The organism is Runella sp. R5_40 (assembly GCF_057652295.1).
This window is the reverse complement of sequence record NZ_JBYFCH010000012.1, coordinates 149,148-172,027: the sequence shown is the minus strand read 5'-3', so window position 1 is coordinate 172,027 and position 22,880 is coordinate 149,148. Positions and strand designations below refer to the sequence as shown.

The following is a 22,880-nucleotide window of genomic DNA, read 5'->3' as shown; positions in this document are numbered from 1 at the left end:
GCTTTGGGCGAGCCGTTCTCTGATTTCTAATGCTTTTGAGTAGGCTTTCAAGGCCGCTGGGTAGTCATTTTTATCTTGATACAAAATCCCCAAATTGTTTTGGGTCATCGCCACATCAGGCTCGGTTTTGGCTAATTGTAAAGCCCTTTGGTAATATCGAATAGCATTATCATGCTGGTTTTGCTGAGCAAGAAAATAGGCAAATTCAAAGGTATTGTCAAAATTGGTGGTGTCGGCCAGTACCAATTCTTCGTACTTCTGCTCGGCGGCTTTAAAATTAAATTGGAAGATGTAGTCTTTGGCCAGGGCTTTGAGGTTGCGGGAGTGCAGGGCAATGATGGAGTCTTCTTTGGCCTTGCGCTGTATGGCGTTTTTAATCTCCACCCCAGATTTGAGGCTTTCCCTTAGCTTGATACTCTCGTCTATTTTGCCTGCTTTAAACAAGGCAATGGCACGGCGCTCTACGTCGGAGGCATCGTCGAGGTTGGTGCGGATAAACTCCTCGGCGTACTCATCCAACTGCACTTGGAGGCGGTTGCGTTCTTCTTGCAGTTTAGTTTTTTCGGCTTGGTAGGTGGCTTTTTCTTTGTTGAGGGCGGCCAATTTGAGGTTAAACTGCTGGATGATGTACGGGTCCACCACCTTGTAATAGGCCTGCTTGGCGGCAGCCAATGTACCCGCTTTGCACATAATGACTTTGAGTGGGCTTTCGTTGGGCTTGGCCAAGAGGGTAGTTTTCATCTCCTTTTCGTTTACCAATTCCCAACCCACTTTTTCGGGGCGCACTACTACCACTTCGCCCACGTCGTAGCTTTGGAACGTCAGCACAAACTGGCCTTTGGCAGCGCTGGTGATGGGGTTGGCGCCCGTGGCTTTGATCTGTACGTCGGCCACGGGTTTTCGGCCTGAGTTTTGTTCGGTTACGTAGCCCACGAGTTGTTGGGCCATCAAAAAGGAGGGAAAACAAACACCCATGAGTACAAACCCAAGGTGAGTAAGGCGGAGGGTTGGGCTAAGTGTATTCATGGTCTAACATCTTTAAACAAATACTCAAAAAAATACCTTATCCCCACTGCTTGCGTGTGGTCTTTGTTGCGTTCGTCGTCGGGGAGTTGGTCAAAGGGCATTAAAAAATGGTGCAATTTTTGGGTTTTTAGGGTTTGTTTGTGCCTTTTCCAAAGGGCTTTGTCGGCAAACGGCAACCAACCCAAGGTCAGTTTTTCGGCGTTCCAGCGGCGGTGTTCGAGTTCGCCGAGAAGTTCGAGTTCGTTGTCTTTCCAAGCGGATGCCGTAAGCGCCAATGGATTTTGATTCATCTGTCGGAACTTCACCCAGGCGTGGTCGGCGGCTTGGATGTTCGACTCGCGCTCGTCTTCGGTGATGCTGTTCCAAAGCTCGTTCATCCACAAAACACTCGGGTCTTCGCCACCGTTTTGGCGAGTCGTTTCTATAAAATCATTCAGCCGCCGCAACAACAAATGCGTTTTTTCAATCATCTGGTCGTTGTACGATGGCCACTCCTGTTTCTTCAATTTTTTATCAATGTCCGTAACACAGCTGGCCAGCCAACTCAATTGAGGAAGTTCAAACACCTGCTTGTCGTTGTAAAGGCAAGCGTAGAGCATCGCCAATCGCTTGGCTACTTGGTTCATGGCCTCGTTGCGGATGGCTTGTATGGCACATTCCTGCAAGAAATTGCCAAAACAAAACACGGGCAAGTAGGAAGCCAGGGCGTTGAGTTGGGTTTCGACGTAGGCTTCTTCTTCTTCGTCGGGGAAGTTGTAGAAGCAAAACGCCTGTACGTCGGTTTGGGTGGGTTGGTGCTGTTTGAGCCATTGGATTCGCGGCAGTAGCATCCCCAACATACTCGCCGAGGCAATGCCCGAGTCCAAGCAGGCGTAGAGGCTCACCGCCCGATGGGGTTGGATGAGTTGGTACATCGAAAAAAGGGGGTTTCTCAGGTCGCTTTCGGCAGGTGGCAACGCCTCAAACGAGATGGGTGATTCTCCCGCTGGTAAGTGATTGAAAAAGGTGTAAGATTGGGCTTCTTGGTGGAGCACATTATCGTCAAAAACGCCTTGATTTCTAAACAACTCAGGGTGTTCTGTTTTAAACGCTTCCACCAGTGGTTGTTCTTCGGGTGAGTAATAAACCTTGATGGAGAGGTATTTAGGGGCAGGGTAGTGCCCCAAACGCAAACAGGTGAGCGCAATCTCGCGGGCCAGTTTTCCAAAACCCAACAGAATAACCTGCGCCACTGTTTGGCCGTATGCAAACCGATCAATCGGATAACGCGTTAACAAGCGACGAGCCGTATTTTCGTACACGCTAAACGTCCGAATCTGTTCATTGCGGCGAGCTAGTTGATGCAAAAGTCCGCGCAGGCGCAGGTCGTGCAAGTGAACGTAGCGTTGTTGATTTTTCACTACCGTACGGTTCATCCACTCGTCCATTTCTTGGGCTGTTCGGAAGCTCTCTTCGTCATTTTCACTCATCAAATAAACTTCGGCGGCTTTATGAAAATGGGTTTTGAGCAAATCTACGGACGAACTCGCATCGCCTTTCAAATACCATACCCGTCGGTTTTTGAGGAGTTTCTCTACGAGCGGATGAGCACCTTCATCGAGCATTACCACACGCTGTCCACGTTTTTCCACGTCCAATACAACGTCTAAGGCTTTTTCTCCGTTGCCAACCACCACCGTAAAAGGGGTATTGGTGAGGCGACGAAGAAATTTACGGAACACAAAAAATTGAATACGGCTGAACCCTTCTTTGCCTGCGGCAAACGAAAATGCCAAGATAAAGGCGTAGCCCGCCAAAAAGCCTCCTAAAATTCGGGCTAATTCTAAGGTTTTTGTAATATTTGAACCTTCGGAAAAGATGGAGGAGTTGAGCGTGATGAGGTTTGCCGCAGAAAAAAAGGCGTTGCCAATCGAGGTTTTGTCGTTTTTGAAACCGATATACCCCGCAGTAATGACAATGACGGCGAGTAACGTGGGATAAACAAACTGCAACAGCAACGGACGAGCGTAATCCATTGCATGATATATCCTCCATGCACCTCCGTAGAGCAGCGCTAAAAATCCTAGTGGAAGGAGGTCGTTTACGTCAAATCCTTTGACAAAATCAACGATTATCAATAATCCAAATAGTACAACTCCCAACACAAGCCATACCTTGTGATGCTGCCAAAAACGCGTTACTTTTTCGTGCCATCGAAGTGTATGATTGGGCAATACCGTCGTCAACCATTCAAAGGCCCCCGCCATTGGTAAGTGCAACTGCGTTTGGGCAAACCGACGACCAATAGGAAAGTGATTTTGCTGCCGTGGAACAACCAGTTGATGCAAGGTTTGGGGCTGTTGGGGGCGATTGATTTTTTTCCCATCCAAGCCTTTGCCCTTGACCCACATCCGAACAATGTCGGAGGTGCCACCCAAACCCCCACCGTCCACGCCATCCCAAAGAGCAATGAGGTGGTCGCAATGCTCGGATAGAAAGCGCCCCAATTGAACAAATTGTCTATTGCGTTCTTCCGTGGTGAAGCTCCGCTGAGAATCATAGTAGAGCTGTACTCGTTCGTTGTGTTGGTTGGCTTGGGTAAAGTAGTCGAAAGCGGCTTCCTTTGCTGGCAATGCGGGGTCATTGGGTGATTGAATCTCAAAAGTGTATTTTTTGAGTTCGTGGTCAGGCAACGTTTTCACCACTACCAATTTGTCGTTTTCCGTCAAACACTGCGCTACCCATTGGTCGGCACCAGGGGCGAGGGCGGAGCAGAGAAGTAGTTTTTTTGTGCGGTTCTGTTCTCTCAGGCTGTTTAGCTGTTGAGTTACCAACTCCTTTATCCTTTCCTCATCCTGCGGGCGCAAATCACGGTGTCCCGTTACGCCAACAATGAGCCAATGAGGGTTGCCAACGTACTTTTTTTGAAAGTTTTCTGGGGTTAAATAAGAGATTGGTTGAGCAGTCATAGAGTTGAGTAACGAAGGAGATGTTAGTTAATCAAAAATAGAAGATTGTCAGAAAGTAACCTCTTTTTTTAGAAGAAATTTATCAAGTGGTGGTGGGTATCTATTGAAGTAGTTACATTTCTTAATGATTTTGTAAATTGTGGCCTTGTTATAATCTCAACGTAAGCAAATACATGGATTCCGAACGTTCAATGCGTCTCAGCCAAGCGGCTCGAATACTTAATAGAAATCATGCAGCGGTTGCAAGTATTTTGGCCGCTAAAGGGTACAAAGTGGACAACAATCCTAATACGAGGCTAAATGGCGAACAACTTGATTTTTTGGCAAGAGAATTCAAGGTGGATGCATTATTAGGAGAAAATACAATAAATAAGGGAGAAAACGGAGTGATTGTGCCACCAGCTGTTGGTGAGGGTCAAGTGGCTGGCTCAGAGGCTTCGCCAATGGGCCTAAAAGTAGTTGGTAAAATAGACTTAGACACCAAAAACACCTTTAAACCAACTCCAGCCCCTACACCCATTCCTCAAAAAACGCCCAACGATCTGGCGTTAGAGCGAATAAAAGAATTTCTAAAAACAGACCAAACTTCACTCAACCTTTCAGACCTTGGGTTGGAGTTTATTCCTGCGGAGCTCAAGGCGTTGAAGAAAATCAAAAAACTCAGTTTGGCCAACAATCGGCTTAAAACCATAGAAAATATCCCTGATTCTGTCATTGAGCTTGATTTGAGTAACAACCTACTTTCAAATACGCAAGGACTTTCAAAGCAAGTTGTCTTCCTGAAGCTAAATGGCAATCGCCTAAGCGACATTGAGCATTTACCCAACAGCATCCAGCAATTAGAGGTAAATCACAATGACATTCATCAAGTTTCCACCTTTCCTAAAAGCCTCAAATACCTAAAAATCAATCATAATCAGCTTGAGAATATCCAACTGCCTGCTACGTTGGAAAGCTTAGCTATTTGCCATAATAAGCTTACTCAAGTGCCCGAATTTCCAAAAAAACTAAAGGAACTCTACTTGTATGGGAATCCTATCTCTGGTATTCAGCCCGATATTTTAGGAGAAAATGAAAACACGAACTGCCTGCGCACTATCAAGAATTATTTGGCTGAATTGGGTCGTAGGAGTGAACCCAATCGCAATGTCAAATTGGTATTGGTCGGAAACAGCAACGTGGGCAAAAGCAGTCTGCTTCGGGCCTTGAAAGGCCTGCCACACGATCCCGCCATTAGTTCAACCCACGCGATACAGTTAGATAAAATCGAATGGCTGGACGAACCCCAACCAGTTTATTTGCACGTGTGGGATTTGGGCGGCCAAGAAATTTACTACGGTACTCACCGCATTTTTATGAGGTCGCCTGCGGTTCAATTAGTGGTTTTTGACGCTGAGACGGAGAAAGCGGCCACTGCCCCCGACCGTTTTAAAGAGGAGGAAACGGTCAGAAATCTCAAAGTACCTTTCTACCTGAGTCGTATTGAAGAGTTAAGTCCCCAAAGCAAAATTCTGGTTGCGGAAAACAAGTCAAGCGACATACTTTCTCCTTTTGGCACGTCATGGGGTTTTCCAATTTTGAAAGTAAATGCGCAAGACCGAATTTATACTCATACGCTAAAAGCGCTTATCCGAGATACGGCGACCCAAATGTCGATTTATGGCTATCCCGTGCCCTATTATTGGGAACGAGTACGGACGTTTTTGAGGGAAAGCACGTCAAAAACCATTACCAAAGAGCGTTTTTATGAAATCTGTCGGCGCGAAAATGTACTGGAAGAAGGGGACAACGATTTGCTTGAGCACCTCCACAATACAGGGACATTATACTACCGTGAAGAATTGGGCAATGACATCATCATCGACCAAATTTGGGCATTGGAAGCCATCTACAAAGTATTTGACCGAAGAAGCACTTTTTACGAAGAAATGCGTACACGATTGAATGGAAAATGCACCGTAGAAACGCTGTTCAAAGATTTTGATGAAACTGACTCGAATTATGCTATCGAAGACAAATGGATGTTTTTGAAATTTATGCACAGTTGTGGCCTATGTTTCCCATTGAAAGCTAACCCTTCTGACCCTGACACACTCTACACCTACTATGTGTTCCCTGAATTTTTAACTTCAACAAAACCACCAAATGTCAAATTATGGCTCAAGGGAAAAGATAAAGTCATATACCAAAAGCAGTTCGATTTCTTACCCTATTATCCGTTGCATACCTTTATTAGTAAGTTTGGCGTCAAAACCCATTACGAGTATTTCTGGCGCAGCGGAATTTTGATTTATACTAACGCCGAAGAATTAGAGGGATTTTGTATCGAAGCTGATTTTGAAAAACATACCCTAACCTTGACGTTAGATGAAAGCATCGCTTCCGAATGGTACGAGGCCATTGTTGATTCCATAATCGTTCACGGAGACCAGCAAAACACAGAGTGGCAACTCATTTCGGGAGAAATATGGAATCATGAATCCCCATTTGAGGATACGGTGCCAAAATTGGCGAGTGATTTAGAAAATTTACCCGATGTGGCTCAAAACGTGTCGCCTCCTATTCATCGCAAGAAGAAAATAGTAATTTCGTACGCGAAGGAGGATATTGGTGCCTTAGAGACGTTAGAAACCTATTTTATGGGGTATTCCATGGATTTTGATTATTGGCATGATCAAAAGCAAGATAATACATCTGGATGGGAAGCAGCTGTACAAAAGGAGTTTGACAATGCAGATGGGTATATTTTACTTATCAGCCCACATTATATGATGGTGGATAAGAAAATCATTCACGAAAAGGAAATCCCGACCATCTTAAAGCGTCAAAGGGATAAATCTGTACCCGTCATCAATTTATTCGTTGGGGCATTTACGTTGAGGGAAAGCCATGACGTTTCGGTGTTCAACTCATTTAATAAATGCGAGGTGATGCCTGCTGATAAAAGTGGTGCTCAGGAGTTTATCAATCGTTTTATTAGGGAAGAGGTTTTGAGGAAATTCATTTAGGGGCTTTCAGGGAACCATTGAATGAATAGAATTTTGGCTCAAAACTTGTGATATGTTTAACTTGCAGTAATTGGTTGTATATTAGCATATTAAACTAAAAAAGAGATGGCACCCGACGTATTCATTTGTTACTCATCGGCTGACCGAGAGGTTGCTAAAACAGTAGCTGAGCATTTGGAAGATAATGGTGTTAAGTGTTGGCTCGCTTATCGTGATATTCAAAGTGGTGCTAATTGGAGATTAGATCTAAAAAGGGCAATTTCAGAAGCCCGTATATTTGTCTTGATTATAACCGAGACTTTAAACTCTTCTGTTGAGATATTGTCAGAGATTCGACTGGCTAATCAATACCAAAAACCTGTCATTAGTTTTCTCAAGGAAATCACACCGTTATCTGACCAGCTTCAATTTCAAATTGCGGGGAAAACCAATATTGATGCTTTTGGAAAGGATTTTACGTCGTATCTACCACAGCTTCTCGATAGTATTAGGAAAATTTTATCGCAAAATACCACAGATGAAGTAACTTTATTGAGAAACGAACTCCAAATGCTCCGTCAAGAAAATGAGTCTTTAAGAGCACAGTTGACAAAGCAAACTGTTCCAACCCTTCCGAAAGTAACATCTTCTACGATTTTTATTTCTAAAAAATCAAATGATTATGGTTTTGCAAAACCGTTGATTGATTTTCTGAGGGCTAAAGGGCTGAGATTGTTTGTCTCAGAGGAAGACCTACCTGATTTGAAGCAGGCCGATTATCATCGGGAAATTGATAACGCCATTGAAAATTGTAAGCATATGATTGTCGTACTCTCAAAACCTGAGTATGCAAATGCTAATTGGGTTCGCCATGAATGGAGTTCATATTACACTGAAAAAATGAACGACCGCAAAAATGGTAATCTTTTTACAGTAAAACACGAGTCTATATCAAATGATTATCTCCCATTGACACTCCGACATTTGGAGGTTTTTGAAATGCGCTCTAAAAATTTTGGCTCTATCTATGACTATATCAAAATTTAACCTCCTCCGACATACGCTCTTTTTAACTTATTCCTACAAATGCATACCCAAGATAGGAAGCGTAATAAAGCGCGTTAATTCAATAATAATGTTTTATTTAAAAGATATTATAGGTATTTTTGTTCGTTATATTAAACGTTATGCTTTTTCCAAACCAACAAAAAATACTGGAACAGTTGGGGGAAGACCTCAAATTGGCGCGACTTCGGAGGCGGCTCAGTACCGAACAAGTTGCCGAACGAGCAGGTATAAGCCGCTCTACGCTCTGGCAAATTGAGAAAGGTATCCCATCGGTGTCTATGGGGGCTTATCTGCAAGTACTCTTTGTGTTGGGTTTTGACAAAAACCTGCTCCAATTAGCCAACGACGACGTACTGGGACGTAAGCTTCAAGATGCTGAGATTTTGACCAAAAAACGCGCACCGAAAAAACCTTCTCATGAGCGAACGTAAAATTTATGTTTACGCCCATTGGCATCCCTTACCCACGCCAACGCTTATGGGCTATCTCTACGCCACACAGCTACGGGGGAAGGAAATCTTTGCGTTTGAGTACGATAAATCATGGCTTAAAACCCAAACCCAACTGCTCGACCCCGACCTGTACTCTTTTTCAGGCCGTCAGTATCTCAACGATACCAAACCTAATTTTGGGTTGTTTACCGATTCCTCCCCTGACCGTTGGGGGCGCTTACTCATGCGCCGCCGAGAAGCCGCTATGGCGCGTCAGGAACAGCGAAAACCGCAGGCGCTCTACGAAACAGACTATTTGCTGGGCGTATATGATCGGCATCGAATGGGAGCATTGCGCTTTGCATTAGAACTTGATGGGCCATTCCTGCATGACAATCAAGCCATGGCTGCACCGCCTTTTACATCGCTGCGCGAGCTCGAACAGGCAAGTCTCCGCCTCGAATCAGAAGATAGCCCCAACGACCCTGACTACCTCAAATGGCTCAATATGCTGATGGCACCTGGCTCGTCGCTTGGCGGAGCGCGTCCCAAAGCGAGTGTCATCGATCCACATCAGCATCTATGGATAGCGAAATTTCCGAGTACGCATGATGACCGAGACGTAGGCGCGTGGGAGTTGGTAGTGCATCGGTTAGCCCAAAAGGCGGGCATTAACGTAGCTGACGCTTTTGCGGAGCGTTATCATAGCCGCCATCACACGTTCATTACCAAGCGTTTTGACCGCATTGGAGCAGCGCGGATTCATTTTGCTTCGGCCATGACGTTGCTGGGCTATACCGACGGTAACGATCACCAAGACGGCGTAAGCTACTTCCAATTGGCGGAGTTTATCAGTCGCCACGGGGTAAATGTAGAAGAAAATTTGGCCGCGCTCTGGCGGCGTATCGTTTTCAATATGGCCGTAGCCAATACCGACGACCACCTCCGCAACCACGGTTTTTTGCTGACACCGCAAGGCTGGACACTCTCCCCCGCCTACGACCTCAATCCCAATGAAAACGGAACAGGCTTAAAACTCAATATTAACGAAACCGAAAATGCCCTTGACGTAGAACTGGCCTTAGAAGTAGCCCCTTTCTTTCGACTTGCGCACCCAACGGCGCGGAATATCGTTGAGGAGGTCAAACAAGCCGTGAAGCAGTGGGAGCAGGTAGCCACTGAGGTAGGTATTGGCCGCAATGAACAAGAACGACTCCGCTCGGCTTTTCTGTGGAATAGCACTACTTAACCCCATACTTCTCCTTCACCTCCTCCGACAGTGGCCCTAAGTACTCATCCCCAAAGACTTTCATCCATTCTATTATCTCCTCATAGGTATAATCCAGCGGCTCGCCATCGCCGTAGCTGAAAAAGTTGCCCCGCTGCGTTTGGAGATCCATTTTGAGGATGGCTTTGCCTACTACTACTAAATGTTTTCTGTTTGAACAAGACAAAAAAAGTACCTATTCTTTTATATCAAAATACAATTCTAATGCTTTTAGCTTTTCATTTAGTAATGTCGTAATAGGATAATTGGGGTACTTTAATAATATCTTTCTTACATCAACTAAACTATTTCTGTTTATTATGTTACTATCTTTTTTGTAGCCATCTTTTTGTAAAAACCCAAGAAGAATTATAATTCTACAAAGTTCTATTTCATACTCATAGGGATTGGTTTTGGCTAAGCGTTCATAAATTTCCAAGGCCCTCGTGTAGGCTTTCAAGGCCGCTGGGTACTCATTTTTAGCTTGATACAAACTCCCCAAATTGTTTTGAATAGTAGCTACATAAGGCTCGTAGGTAGCAGGATTACTTTGGGCGAGCCGTTCTCTGATTTCCAAGGCTGTAGAGTAGGCTTTCAAGGCCGCTGGGTAGTCATTTTTAGCTTGATACAAACTCCCTAAATTGTTTTGGGTCATCGCCACATCAGGCTCGTAGGTAGCAGGATTGCTTTGGGCGAGCCGTTCTCTGATTTCTAATGCTTTTGAGTAGGCTTTCAAGGCCGCTGGGTAGTCATTTTTATCTTTATACAAAATCCCCAAATTGTTTTGGGTCATCGCCACATCAGGCTCGTAAGTAGCAGGATTGGTTTTGGCTAAGCGTTCATAGATTTCCAAGGCCCTCGTGTAGGCTTGTAAGGCTAAGGGGTACTCATTTTTAGCTTGATAAAAAATCCCCAAGTTGTTTTGGGTAGTAGCCACATCAGGCTCGTAGGTAGCAGGATTGCTTTGGGCAAGCCGCTCATATATTACTAATGATTTTGTATAATAGGTTTTAGCTATATCGAAATCATTTTTCTGTTGAAATAACTCAGCAATATTATTTAGTGTTTCAGCTAATTTAGAATCATATTCTATTGGGTTATTTTTTACTAAGCCTTCTCTTATTTCTAAGGCTTTTAACAGCATTTTTTCTGACAAGACTAAACTGTATTGATTAAGATACAATACTCCTAAATTATTGTAAACATTTGCTAATTTATCTTGATTTTTGGTTAAGTATAAACTCTTCTTATACCATTTCTCTGATTCACTTAACTTGTTTTGAGTTTGTAAGAAAAATGCAAAATCATAAATATTTTCAAAATTAGAAGTATCAGCAAAAACCAACTCTTCATATGTTTGCTCAGCCTTTTTAAAATCATAATTTAAAATAAAAAGTTTTGCTCTTGTTTTTAACCTTTGGGAGTGGGAAGTAATTATAGAATCAGCTAACTTCGCTGCTTTTAGAATGATACCAGATTTCAAATCCTCTCTTAGCTTAATTGCCTCATCTATTTTCCCCTTTATAAATAAGGTATTGGCTCGGCGTTCTATTTCGGAAGCATCATCCAAATTGATACGACTGTATTCATCTGCCAAATAATTCAATTGTTTTTGTACTTTGGTATAGTCTTCTTCCAATCGAGCAATTTCTTTTTCATTACCTTTATTTAAGGCTTTTTGTCGGTTTAATTCCTTTAATAAATTTTGCTCAAAAATATCATAATATTTACTTTTAGCAATGGCAAATGTACTTGCTTTGCACAACACTATTTTTACATGGTTTTCATTCGATTTTGCGGGTATTATTATAGTATTCATTTCTTTTTCATTAACCACTTCCCAGCCGTCTTTTTCAATTCTTAAAACAACTATTTCACCTATCTTAGATCCTCTAAATGTCAATACAAATTCTCCATTAGCATCAGTAAGTACAGGATTAGTATCATTTGCTGTAATGACAACATTTGCTACTGGTTTTTTTCCAGAGTTTTGTTCTACGACAACGCCTTTAATTTGTGAAAACTCTAAACTATTTTCGACTTTTATTTCTGTGAATACAGACAAAAGTATATCTCTCCATTTGTTTTTTTCTACTTCATCTAAATTATTCTCAAGCAATTTATTAATGTTATTTAAGGTTTTCTTATAACTAATTTTATATTTTTCAGAAATTTTCAACATTCTTTCAAAGCAATAATAAGCATCTTTAAATGATTTTAATGCTTGATCTGTTTCACCAAATTCTTTGTTAATTTCACCCAAATTATTATAAATTTCTCCACGAATATCCTCTCTTATAGTATATTTCAATGCCAATTGATAATATTTTTTAGCTTCTTTATTATTATTATTTTTCTTATAATAGTTAGCTAATCCATAATATCCAATATAATTATTTGAATCAGACTTAATTATTAAGTCATACGTTTTAATCCCATTCAAAGAATCTTTTCCAAGAAAGAACAATTCTGCTTGAATTTGCAATTCACCAAATATTCGTTCTTGTTTTATACTGAAAGGTTCTGAAAGTTTTAGGTTATTTGAAAACGATGCTTTATTTTCTATAATTTCAGAAGCAATTATTTTACTATTTTTTGATAAGTCAATCAATATTTTAAGTGCTTCATCATTTTTCCCTTCTTCTAAAAGTAATATTGTTTTTTTGATAAGTAATGAACTATTAGACCGTAATTCGGAATTCAAATTGGAAATTTTTTCCATTTCTAATTTTTCATTTTCTAACTTTAATCTTCTTATTAATTCATTTTGCTTGCCTATTTCAAGTTGTTTATTTTTAGTGTTTGTTTCTTGTAATTTAGATAAAGCTATTTTCTCATTTTCAGCACTTTTTCTTAATCTCACAGCCTCTTCTTTCTCCTTCTCAATCGCATCAAAAACCACCGTAATGAGTTTATCCACTTCAATACTTTTGCTTGGGTCGCAAAGTTTAGCAGCATTGAATTTATTGAGGGCAAGGCGGTACTGTTTATTTTTTTGCTCTAAAAACCTTTTCCCCTCGCTTACTAAACGCTCGTAGTCCTTACAGTTTTGGGCATAAGTTGCCAAGCTAAAAACCAAGAAAAAGGAGAGCATAAGTGCAGTTTTCATTTTCTCTATTTTATTTTGGTTTTACAAGAATCAATTTGGTCGTTAATCTTCACAAACAAAGCATATCGTTGTTTGTCATCTATCATTTCGGCTTTCACAGAATTGCCTGTTTTGGATTCATTTCCCACATAACGCTTGGCTTGTTCAAAAGTGGCCAAAGCCAACGTATATTCACCGTATTCGGTATATTGGTTGGCTTTGGCGTACAGTTCTGAGGCTTTTTGGTAGTTCAAATTGGTCAAAGACTGTTGGGCAGCTTGCAGCGCGGCATCTGCGTTTTTTTTTGCTTCTACCGAGCTACGCCAAAAATACACTGCCACTCCTAACCCCACCAAGGCCACTACCGCCACCACCCACGCCACACGCCCACGGGCGCGGATGGTTTGGTTGAGGTGGGCCAATTGGTCCGCGCGTTGTTTTTCGGCTTGTAGTTGGCGGGCTTGTTCTTCTTCGAGTTGGCGTTGGCGGGCGACGGCCTCCACGGCCAAGCGCGCTTGTGCCACCTGCTGTATGGGTTCTACGAGCGTATCGTGGCTAATTTCGTAGAGTAAGTGGCCAGAGGCAGCGCGTTCGCTGCGCAGCAGGGTGCTGTTTTCAAGGTCTTTGAGCAGGCGTTGGCTAATGCCAAACTCTTGGCGGATATAAGCATCAGAAAGAGCGTTGCGGAGTTGGCCCGAGATGAGTTTTTCTTCGATAAGTTGCTGCGCCTTGTCACGATCGGCGGGGGCAAGTGTTTGGAGTATATCCTCGTAGTAATTTTGGATAATATCTTTTACGGGGCCGAGGTCATTGGCCGTGATGTAGGTTTTCCCCTGCGCCAGTACTAATTTGCTTTCGGTGTGCCGTCCCACAATTTGCAGAACGGAAGTGGCTTCTACCTGCCCATTTTTGAGGATACTGTCGAGGATGGCCTGCACGGCTTCGGAGGCGTAGTCAAAAGGCGGGCTATCGTAGTCGGTAGCGGGCAAGGCGGCGGGTTGGGTCAAGGCCGCTTCGGCTTGGTCGGCGCGGAGGGGCATCAACTCGTAGCAATGCTGTAAAATGGCAGGGTGGCGGTCGGTGAGTTGGTTGAGCAACGCCAAGCGATCAGTCCGTATCGAAAAGACGATTTTGAGGTCGGGTTTTTGATAGAGAAAATCGTGGAAGTCGTCGTCGAGTTCACCTGCTTCGCTGAGTTCCATCAAGCGGTTGTTGTAGCGCGAGGGGATGGTGTCATGGAGTACCTCGGCGAGTTGTTCGGAGAGTGTCTGTACGGCTTCGGGCGGGTACGTAAAAAACTCTTCAAACTGGTCAATGAGCAGCACTATGGCGCGTTTTTGCCACTGTAAGGTTTTGACCCAATGCCAAAGGGAATCATCGGTTTGGGTCAATACGGCGAGGGGCGAGGTTTTTTGGGTATCGGCAAGCGATTGAATACGCGTTCGGAGGGTATCAACGGGCAAAATCACCTCGTTTTGAGTAGCGAGATTGTTGAACCGAACGTACAGGGGCTGATAGCGGCCCTCTGTTTGGAGTTTGGGAATAATACCTGCGTTGAGCAGCGAACTTTTGCCCAAGCCACTTTTGCCATAGAGTACTACCGTTTGTTTGAGTGCAATGAGGTGGTAGAGGTCGGCAATATCTTTCTCGCGGCCAAAAAAAACATCTTTTTGGTCTGTTTCAAAGGGTTTTACGCCAGGGTAACGGCGTCGGGTATATGCCTGCTCGTGCCGCATGAGATGATGGTTAGTACTTTACTATGAGGTCAATCCATTTACAATGTCACGCCAATCGCTCCCAGGGGAGAGCGCAATACTCTTGCTTCCTTGCAGATGGGCTATCAAGTCTGGGAGTTTATCGTGATAGTTTCCCCACAGGGCCAATTCTCTATCCAAATCGGTCATATCACCTCTTGCATCTTGTTCGAGGCGTTTGATTTTTTGTTGGGTGATTTCTCTTATTTGCTCAGTTGCCCATAGTTTTAACTCTGCAACAATTCCTATTTCCAAAAAATGCTCATCTACATGACATGTCACCAGTGGTATTTTATGTTCGAGGCTGTACGTGAGTTCATAGACCACATAGGCCGAGCGTAAGCTATTTTTTGAAATCACCCCCACTACAAAATCCATTTGAACGATACTATCCATAAACCTTTGAATTTTTTCGCCTGCCCGCATGGCTGTTTCATCCATAACGACCTCCAAATCGTGCTTTTCTAAAAACGTTTTAAGGTCTGCCACGATTGGTTTGTTTTGGTGGCTGTACGACATAAAAACCCGCTTTCGGGCTTTGTTTATGTGGCTGCGCAACATGCCCGCGTGGGTACATTGCGCGTACAATTCGGCCAAAAATTCAAGCGGTTCGACCGAAATTGGATTGATTGACAAGCGTCGGGCAACAAACGTCGTGGTGTCGTTGATGTGCTGAGACCTGAGCAACGAAAACTGTTTGAGGTCTTGGTCTTTGTTGTAAGACATAAAGACCCGCAACAGTAACTGAATGTACCATTTTTCGAAATGTACGCCCAAGAACAAAAAACTCGTGGCGTTTTGTAAGGCCAATTCCAACTGAGGCGGAAGGGGCTTTTCGCCTAAGATGCGCTTTAAATACGCAAACAGGTTTTCGAAGGTAACGACGGCATCGCTTTCTCGTTCGTTGCTGAGGCCCAAAATATTGTAAAGAAGTGGCTGCCCTTGGGTGGGTACTTCGACTGACTCCCACTGACGCTTGATGGAGTAATAACCAAAATGGTGCGGTTGGCCTGACTGCTCAAATACCCGCCGCAGGCGTTCGTCAGGTAAAAGCGAGATGATGAGATGGAAAGGCAACTGCGCGATTTGTTGAAAGGGTGCTTCAAACTCTTGTCGAGATTTGTAAAACTCGCGCAAGAATATATGAATCGAAGTTTGGTGACTGGGCTTGCCCAATTGCAGAAGTTCCTCGTGCTCAAATATATACGACGATGTCAAGTCCACGTAATCGCGGCGTTTGGGGTCTTGATTCAACTGCTGGCATAAGAGCTGAAAAAGCGTTTGGTCGTTTTCATAATTAACCAAATCGGGGCCAATTACCAATACACACTTCTGTTGCCTGATTTCTTCGAGGGTTACTTCCCAGTCAAATTCGTTTTTCCAATCCATCAAGTATTTGGCTTAGTTGAGTTTAGGCTTAAAAATATCAAATATTTGTCAACCTGTGCACATCATTTATTTGTTCTTTTCCAAATATCTAAATTTCTTGTTACAAATTATCAAAAATAACGACAGAGGCCCATTCTATCTCCAATAATTTGATAAATTGTTGCCTCAATCACTCCATCTCGACTTTCAATTACTCCTTATGAAAAAAATCGCTATCACGGGTCATTGTAACCTTTTGGAATCCAAAGAAGTGCGCAAGCAAATCGCGTACAGTCTTGCGTATTTCAAAGCCCAATACCCAAACCTCGAAGCACTATCGGCCTTGGCGGTGGGAGCCGATACTATTTTTGTGGAGGAGGCATTGAAACAGGAGATTTCCACGCGTTACTTTCTGCCGTTTCAGTTGGAAGAATACCAAAAGGATTTTGACGAAACCCAACGCCAAACCCTCCAAGATTTACTCGAACACCAGCCTTTTGAAGTCGTTGCACCCCTCAAAACCAATGCCGCCGACGAACGCAACGAGGCGTATTTGGCCGTAGGCAAGCGACTGGCGGACGAGGCCAACATTGTGTTGGCAGTATGGGACGAGCAGCCCGCCGCAGGCAAAGGCGGAACGGGCGACGTGGTGGCCTACGCCCGCGAGCAAGGCAAGGAGGTACACATCATCAGGGGGCTGCGGGTCAAGTCTGTCCCAGAAGACGAAGAGATACTTTTTGATCAATTAGACCTTGGGGCCGTCAAGAACAAGGAAAAATTCTTTCAGCCCGCTTGGTACGTGGGGCTGTTGTTCGCCATTGTGGGCGTGGTATTTTTTGCCATTGGTTTGGCCTTTCACTCCGATTTCAAAAGTGCCGAGTCTAAGCTGTCGTTGGCTGGCTATGAGGTATTGTTCATCATTTTATCGGCTATTTTGATTTTGTTTTTTGCCCGACGCTACAAAAACCGCTTCCTCCAAAACCGCCGCAATGCCGAGTTTTTGCGTACGTTGCAGTGGTTCAAACAGGCCAAAATAGCCTTACCTTTGGTGAGCCAAGAAGAAATTTTTGACACCAAAAAGCCCAAGCATACGCCCATTGCCATCTTGCCCGCTATCTTGGCTTTTGAACAATCTCTGACCGAGAAACCTCAATCAGCCAGCGTTTTTGAGGATGCCAAACGCAAACTTTGGGTTTTTGCCCAAGACCAAATAGACTACCACGAAAAAACCCGACTCAAACCCCTCAAAACCAAAGAAAAAATGATCCACCAAGTCTTGCACGTCTTGCAGTGGGTATTTTATGGGTCTCTTAGTGTGAAGGTGGTGATTGAAGTAGAGCATTTTTTGCACGAAAAACATTGGGCCTTTTTTCACCTACACATTGATTTTCTATTGCCGTGGCTCAATCTGCTCTTGATTGTAGTGCCATCGGTGTATGCGGTATTGGAAACGGTGCGGTCTTTTGAGGAATGGGAACGCAACCAATACGAAGCCGAAAAAATGAAAGGGGTATTGGAGAAAATTCAGGCTGAAATCTTTGCGGCGACCGATGACAAAATGCTAAATAAAGCCAGCAAAAACCTGCGCCTTGCCCTCGAAAAGGAAAACAGCGAATGGGCCGACCGCGTAGCCTCCCTCACGCCTGGGGTGCATATTTGATTTTTTTGTATTTTGAAAATCCAAACCACCCAAAACATGAAAACCTACCGCATCTTTTTGGCTTCATCGGCTCGGTTTGTAGCATTAAAAACATAATAAACAAGACTTTTTGATAGAAAATAGAAGAAGATACCCAGTCTCAAACCTAAATATATTTATGGCATACCAATACGACATTTTTATTAGTTATAGACGCTCAGAGCCTCCCAAGAGCTGGTTATACAATTATTTCTTAGTCGAGTTAGAAAAGCAGCTTCGTTTGCATATTCCAGAACCTAATATCTTTATTGATAAAGAAGAGATCAAAATCGGTGATGCTTTCAACCGAAAAATTATTAATGCGATACAAAGTTCAAAGTTCTTTGTTCCTATTCTTTCAGCAAACTATTGGCTTCCAGACCACTACGCCTTACATGAATATGCGTATATGCTATACATTTATGAGAAGCTGAGTCCGCATTTCCAACATTATACCCCAATACTACCGATTCTCTTTGTCGAACCCACAGATATCAATTCACTTAATTTTGACTATTGGGATTTATTCAAGACAAAAGATATAGATGACTATATTTATGAAGATGACCTTAGAGCGTGGAAGGCAGAAATTCGAAAATCGGCAGAAGCAATATCAAAAAAGATAAAAATAATAATGAATGCAAATGCTCTTCCAAATGATAATAGTAGTTATTGTGATTTTGAAGATTTCAAATTGCACTATGAAGCTAAAGTCCTTTCATTGGCAAAATGTTATAGGGGTTATCAAGACAGTTGGACTTTCAAACCTTTGATGATTACAAGCTAATGGACGGAAAAATTATTACATTCTATTCCTATAAAGGTGGAGTAGGCCGAAGTATGGCCCTCGCAAATGTAGCTACTCAAATCGCCTTTTGGGGTAAAAAAGTTTTGATGATTGACTGGGATTTTGAAGCGCCTGGCCTGGAAAAATATTTTCCTGCTATTAACGAAGACCATTCAAAAAAAGATGGAATTATCGAATTATTGATGACCCAATCAGATTTGTGGGAAGATACAATAGTACATTATCATATAAGCAATAACGGCAGTTTACATTTGATTAAATCGGGCAAAAAAGATGACCAATATTTCAATAAAGTTCAGTCTTTTAGTTTTGATCGGTTTTTCACCCAAGAAAAGGGAGGAATGTTTATTGAAAAACTAAGGAATTCATGGAAAGAGAATTATGATTTTATTTTTGTTGATAGTCGGACGGGTATATCCGACATTGGTGGCGTCTGTACGGTGCAGCTTCCTGATATACTCGTGTTACTATTTACAGCAACTGAGCAGGGAATAGATGGGATTTACAAAATTGGTAAACACATCAATGAGGCCGTGAGGCAACTACCTATTACACGTAAAACAATTCTCAGGTTGCCGATTCCAAGTAGGATTGATTCTATTTCGGAAAGAGATTTAGCTGCGAAGTGGTTTGATATTTTTGCTAAAAAATTATCAGAACTATGTGATGACTTCATTTTCAAAAATACTGTAGAGCATTCTCAAACGTTCTTTGAAAAGGTGTTTATTCCAGCCATTCCCAAATACTCGTTTGGCGAGGAAGTTATTATTAATCAACGAGATACAAGTGGTCTTTTAGAGAGTTACCAAAAACTCTCTGCCATTCTATTCAACGGATTGAGAGATATTGATATTTTTTTGGAATCAAACGATTATGTAAAAGACGTACTATCTGGTGACATTAAGGTAAAAAGGCATTTAAAAAAAGGCAGAAAGGTATTAAATATTTTCTTTTCCTATAAACACTCCGACTTACAATTCTTAAAAAATATTATACCTTTAATTGAATCTAAATTAAACTATAATTTTTTGGAAAATAATATATATTTCAGATGTTTTTCAAATGCTCAGATTGCAACAGGCGATGAATGGTTACTCAGATTGTATGAGCCAATTGAAGTTAGCGACATATTTATTTTAGTTTTCGGCGATACTTTCATCAGCAAAACTCAGGAAACTGAACTAAACTATGCAATTGATAAAGGGAAAAAGGTGTTATTATTTAAGAAAAAAAATGACGACCTCCCCACGTATTTGAGAAATCTCTCGACTTATACTTACAGTAGTAAATATGAATTAGGTGAAATTATAACTACTAAAATATTAGAGGGAACCCTTTCTGCTGAGATAATTAGTAAAACCATCCCGATAGAAAGTGTTTTGTTCTTGGGAAGAGAAAATGAGCTTTTGGAAATCAAATCGAAATTGATAGAGAGTGGAACTTTTATCTTATTAAATGGTGAAGGAGGAATCGGAAAAACAGCTTTAGCAGCAAAATATTGGAAGGAAAATCTCAAAAACTACCAGTATGCAGCCTGGCTCTATTGTGACAATGGCATTTTGAATGCCCTCAAAGAACTGGCCTTCAGGCTTAACCTCGACTTGGCGGGTATGGATGAAGCCCAACAGATAAAAACCCTCAAACACGCCTTATTGGCCGTTCACGACAACTTTTTGTTGGTTCTCGACAATGCCAACGACGAAGAAGACATTTGGGGATTTAAGCAGCATTTTGAGGGTTTTCATTGGCACGTTCTCGTTACGAGCCGCTGCCAGGGCGTGCTGGACCCCGAACAAGAGCTGCCCATTACGCATCTGCCCCCACCCTTGGCCAAAGCCCTTTTCATGAGGTACTACCAAGAAGACAATCTGGACTTTGAGGCCCTCTTGGACAGACTATTGGAAGCCATCCGCTACCACACTTTATTGATTGAGATTTTTGCCAAAAACATGAAGGAAAGTTCTGAGTTAGGCATAACGATGGCAGACTTCTTACAAAAATTAGATAAGAATGGCTTGTATTTAGGAAAGTATAGCTTTGAAGTACGGACGGACTACGCTGTAAGCATAAAAGCAAAAGCTGCTACTACCGATGAGATTTTAGATACCCTTTATGATTTTGGCGAACTGACTGAGGAGCAACGTTTCTTATTGGTAAATTTATCGTTGTTGCCATCTGTACCTTACACATTGCCATTTATCAATAGCCTTTTGGCCAATGATGACCATCGTACTGGTTTAGATTTACGTAATACCCTGAAAAGTCTGAGTAAAAAAGGGTGGATAGCCCAAGTCGATAATACCTACAAACTAAGCCCCGTGGTGCAGGACTTGGCATTGCACAAAAACCAACCCAGCCTCGGTACCGACGCACAGGATTTGCTGAATAGACTAAATTATATTTTGGATGCAGATGGATATAATCTATTGAATATCAGATTAAAAGACACCGAATCCTTTGTAAAACTCTTGCCCCAACTGAACAAAAGTTTGGCCCATTACCCAAGTTGGGAGATTGGAAATATCAACTTGAATGCGGGAGTTTACTTCAACAATATCGGGGACATTACTAATGCTCGATACTATGCGGAACAATACGGTTTTATCTATCAGAATTTGCTAAAAAGAGAACCTCACAATTTGAACTACAAAAATGGTTTGGCAATTTCGTATGAAAAACTGGGGAGCATTTACGAGGCGACTGGCGATTGGAAAAACGCCCTGTCATATTATGAAGAATGCAATCGACTAAGTAATGAAACTTATGAAAGCAGTCCCGAAAACCTGAACTACAAAAACGGTTTGGCAATTTCGTATGAAAAACTGGGGAGCATTTACGAGGCGACTGGCGATTGGAAAAACGCCCTGTCAAATTATGAAGAATGCAATCGACTAAGTAATGAAACTTATGAAAGCAGTCCCGAAAACCTGAGCTATAAAAATGGTTTGGCCATTTCTCTGGCTCGTTTGGGTAATATTTATGAAGCGATTGGCGATTGGAAAAACGCTCTGTTGAATTATCAAGAAAGTCATAAACTCAGTAAAGAGATTTATGAAAGTAGTCCCGAAAATCTTTCATACAAAAACAGGCTGGCCATTTCGTATTCTAAATTGGGGGGCACGTACGAGGCGACTGGCGATTGGAAAAACGCCCTGAACAACTATCAAGAATACAATAGACTTGAAAAAGAAATTGTTGAAAGCAGCCCCCAAAACCTCTCCTACAAAAACGGGCTGGCGATTTCGTATGAAAAATTAGGGGGTATTTACGAGCAAACGGGCGATTTCCAACACGCGCTTTTGAATTATCAAGAACAGCTTAGAGTATTTAAAGAGATTTATGAAAGCAGTCCCGAAAATCTGAGCTACGAAAATGGCTTGGCTACCTCATTAAGCAAGCTCGGAGATTTCTATTTACGGTTGGGGGATGCAAAAAAAGCAGAAGAAAATTATAGCGATGCTCTGTCAAGACTCCGAAAATTGGCAGCCTTGGATGAGCAGATCACGAGTTGGCAGCAGGATTTGGCTACCTCTTTGAGAAAAATGGGCGATTTCTATTTGCGCTTGGGGGATGCAAAAAAAGCCGAAGAAAATTATAGCGATGCTCTGTCAAGACTCCGAAAATTGGCGGCCTTGGATGAGCAGATCACGAGTTGGCAGCAGGATTTGGCTACGTCTTTGAGAAAAATGGGCGATTTCTATTTGCGCTTGGGGAATGTCAAAAAAGCAGAAGAAAATTATAGCGATGCTCTGTCAAGACTCCGAAAATTGGCGGCCTTGGATGAGCAGAATACAAGCTGGCAGCAGGATTTGGCTACGTCTTTGAGAAAAATGGGCGATTTCTATTTGCGCTTGGAGGATGCAAAAAAAGCCGAAGAAAATTATAGCGAAGGCTTACGCATCAACCGCAAGCTGGCCTCCTTGGATGAGCAGATCACGAGTTGGCAGCAGGATTTGGCCACGTCTTTGAGCAAAATGGGCGATTTCTATTTGCGCTTGGGAGATGCAAAAAAAGCCGAAGAAAATTATAGCGAAGATTTGAAAATATGCCGAAAGCTGGCCTCCTTGGATGAGCAGAATACAAGTTGGCAGCAGGATTTGGCCACGTCTTTGAGCAAAATGGGCGATTTCTACCTCAATCAAAGGGATGTTCAAACAGCCCTCAACCACTACGTCGAGGCCAAAACCCTCCATGAAGTTCTGCTTGGCATAGATGAAAGCTCGGTGCAGTACCTTTTTGATTATGCCTTGGATTTTCTACGCATCGGCAATGTGTTTCGGATGGCAGGCATGGCCCAAGAGGCTGTCCCTATCCTCCAAAATGCCCAGCAACTACTCCAACAATTGGTCACCCAAATCCCTGAGGAAGTCAATTTTAAGAAACACTTGGAGATGGTCAATGAGTGGCTTGGGGAGTTGGAGCAAGGATAGCAAACGTACAAAACTTGAAAACGATGA

At 42.6% G+C, this 22,880-nt stretch carries 13 protein-coding genes; 7 read left to right on the top strand and 6 right to left on the bottom strand.

What is annotated here, in order from left to right:
• On the bottom strand, positions 1 to 1,026 hold a 1,026-nt coding region (locus tag AC23N5_RS20065; protein WP_487756978.1), incomplete at its 3' end, for a tetratricopeptide repeat protein.
• The gene (locus AC23N5_RS20060) at positions 1,023 to 3,974 is read right to left on the bottom strand and encodes a potassium channel family protein (protein ID WP_487756977.1); all 2,952 of its coding nucleotides are present in this window, start codon (positions 3,972 to 3,974) and stop codon (positions 1,023 to 1,025) included. The genes AC23N5_RS20060 and AC23N5_RS20065, both read right to left, overlap by 4 nt.
• 173 nt (positions 3,975 to 4,147) lie before the next feature.
• Between AC23N5_RS20060 and AC23N5_RS20055 the strand changes: the two genes are divergently transcribed.
• The 4 genes from AC23N5_RS20055 (at position 4,148) to AC23N5_RS20040 (ending at position 9,709) form a co-directional block, all read left to right on the top strand.
• A complete protein-coding gene (locus AC23N5_RS20055; protein WP_487756976.1) occupies positions 4,148 to 6,982 on the top strand; it encodes a COR domain-containing protein in 2,835 nt (944 codons plus the stop codon).
• A 105-nt stretch (positions 6,983 to 7,087) separates the two neighbouring features.
• On the top strand, positions 7,088 to 8,008 hold the full coding sequence (locus AC23N5_RS20050) for a toll/interleukin-1 receptor domain-containing protein (protein ID WP_487756975.1): 921 nt from the start codon (positions 7,088 to 7,090) through the stop codon (positions 8,006 to 8,008).
• Between the two features lie 140 nt (positions 8,009 to 8,148).
• Positions 8,149 to 8,460 carry a helix-turn-helix domain-containing protein gene (locus AC23N5_RS20045; protein WP_183978438.1) on the top strand — a complete coding sequence of 104 codons (312 nt, stop codon included), beginning with the start codon at positions 8,149 to 8,151 and terminating at the stop codon, positions 8,458 to 8,460.
• Complete coding sequence (locus tag AC23N5_RS20040; protein ID WP_487756974.1) at positions 8,447 to 9,709, top strand: type II toxin-antitoxin system HipA family toxin; 1,263 nt, start codon at positions 8,447 to 8,449, stop codon at positions 9,707 to 9,709. Before AC23N5_RS20045 ends, AC23N5_RS20040 begins: the two co-directional genes overlap by 14 nt.
• Here AC23N5_RS20040 and AC23N5_RS20035 read toward each other — a convergent pair.
• From AC23N5_RS20035 to AC23N5_RS20020, 4 genes are all read right to left on the bottom strand, one after another.
• Entirely contained in the window at positions 9,702 to 9,860 is a 159-nt protein-coding gene (locus AC23N5_RS20035) for a hypothetical protein (protein ID WP_487756973.1), read from the bottom strand. The two genes, AC23N5_RS20040 and AC23N5_RS20035, sit on opposite strands and share 8 nt — an antisense overlap.
• A 63-nt stretch (positions 9,861 to 9,923) precedes the next feature.
• Complete coding sequence (locus AC23N5_RS20030; protein WP_487756972.1) at positions 9,924 to 12,836, bottom strand: tetratricopeptide repeat protein; 2,913 nt, start codon at positions 12,834 to 12,836, stop codon at positions 9,924 to 9,926.
• Between the two features lie 5 nt (positions 12,837 to 12,841).
• Positions 12,842 to 14,551, bottom strand: a complete 1,710-nt coding sequence (locus tag AC23N5_RS20025) for an nSTAND1 domain-containing NTPase (protein WP_487756971.1) — start codon at positions 14,549 to 14,551, stop codon at positions 12,842 to 12,844.
• A gap of 21 nt (positions 14,552 to 14,572) precedes the next feature.
• On the bottom strand, positions 14,573 to 15,958 hold the full coding sequence (locus AC23N5_RS20020) for a toll/interleukin-1 receptor domain-containing protein (RefSeq protein WP_487756970.1): 1,386 nt from the start codon (positions 15,956 to 15,958) through the stop codon (positions 14,573 to 14,575).
• A 199-nt stretch (positions 15,959 to 16,157) separates the two neighbouring features.
• Between AC23N5_RS20020 and AC23N5_RS20015 the strand changes: the two genes are divergently transcribed.
• From AC23N5_RS20015 to AC23N5_RS20005, 3 genes are all read left to right on the top strand, one after another.
• The gene (locus tag AC23N5_RS20015) at positions 16,158 to 17,597 is read left to right on the top strand and encodes a hypothetical protein (RefSeq protein WP_487756969.1); all 1,440 of its coding nucleotides are present in this window, start codon (positions 16,158 to 16,160) and stop codon (positions 17,595 to 17,597) included.
• 157 nt (positions 17,598 to 17,754) lie between these two features.
• Positions 17,755 to 18,402, top strand: coding sequence for a TIR domain-containing protein (locus tag AC23N5_RS20010; RefSeq protein WP_487756968.1), 648 nt, complete (start codon positions 17,755 to 17,757; stop codon positions 18,400 to 18,402).
• Positions 18,402 to 22,853 carry a tetratricopeptide repeat protein gene (locus tag AC23N5_RS20005; RefSeq protein WP_487756967.1) on the top strand — a complete coding sequence of 1,484 codons (4,452 nt, stop codon included), beginning with the start codon at positions 18,402 to 18,404 and terminating at the stop codon, positions 22,851 to 22,853. The genes AC23N5_RS20010 and AC23N5_RS20005 overlap by 1 nt, the downstream gene beginning before the upstream one ends.
• Positions 22,854 to 22,880: the final 27 nt, after the last annotated feature.

Coding starts and splice junctions, on each gene's coding strand:
- AC23N5_RS20060 (WP_487756977.1), bottom strand. CDS start 3,974: ATGACTGCTCAACCAATCTCTTATTTAACCCCAGAAAACTTTCAAAAA.
- AC23N5_RS20055 (WP_487756976.1), top strand. CDS start 4,148: ATGGATTCCGAACGTTCAATGCGTCTCAGCCAAGCGGCTCGAATACTT.
- AC23N5_RS20050 (WP_487756975.1), top strand. CDS start 7,088: ATGGCACCCGACGTATTCATTTGTTACTCATCGGCTGACCGAGAGGTT.
- AC23N5_RS20045 (WP_183978438.1), top strand. CDS start 8,149: ATGCTTTTTCCAAACCAACAAAAAATACTGGAACAGTTGGGGGAAGAC.
- AC23N5_RS20040 (WP_487756974.1), top strand. CDS start 8,447: ATGAGCGAACGTAAAATTTATGTTTACGCCCATTGGCATCCCTTACCC.
- AC23N5_RS20035 (WP_487756973.1), bottom strand. CDS start 9,860: ATGGATCTCCAAACGCAGCGGGGCAACTTTTTCAGCTACGGCGATGGC.
- AC23N5_RS20030 (WP_487756972.1), bottom strand. CDS start 12,836: ATGAAAACTGCACTTATGCTCTCCTTTTTCTTGGTTTTTAGCTTGGCA.
- AC23N5_RS20025 (WP_487756971.1), bottom strand. CDS start 14,551: ATGCGGCACGAGCAGGCATATACCCGACGCCGTTACCCTGGCGTAAAA.
- AC23N5_RS20020 (WP_487756970.1), bottom strand. CDS start 15,958: ATGGATTGGAAAAACGAATTTGACTGGGAAGTAACCCTCGAAGAAATC.
- AC23N5_RS20015 (WP_487756969.1), top strand. CDS start 16,158: ATGAAAAAAATCGCTATCACGGGTCATTGTAACCTTTTGGAATCCAAA.
- AC23N5_RS20010 (WP_487756968.1), top strand. CDS start 17,755: ATGGCATACCAATACGACATTTTTATTAGTTATAGACGCTCAGAGCCT.
- AC23N5_RS20005 (WP_487756967.1), top strand. CDS start 18,402: ATGGACGGAAAAATTATTACATTCTATTCCTATAAAGGTGGAGTAGGC.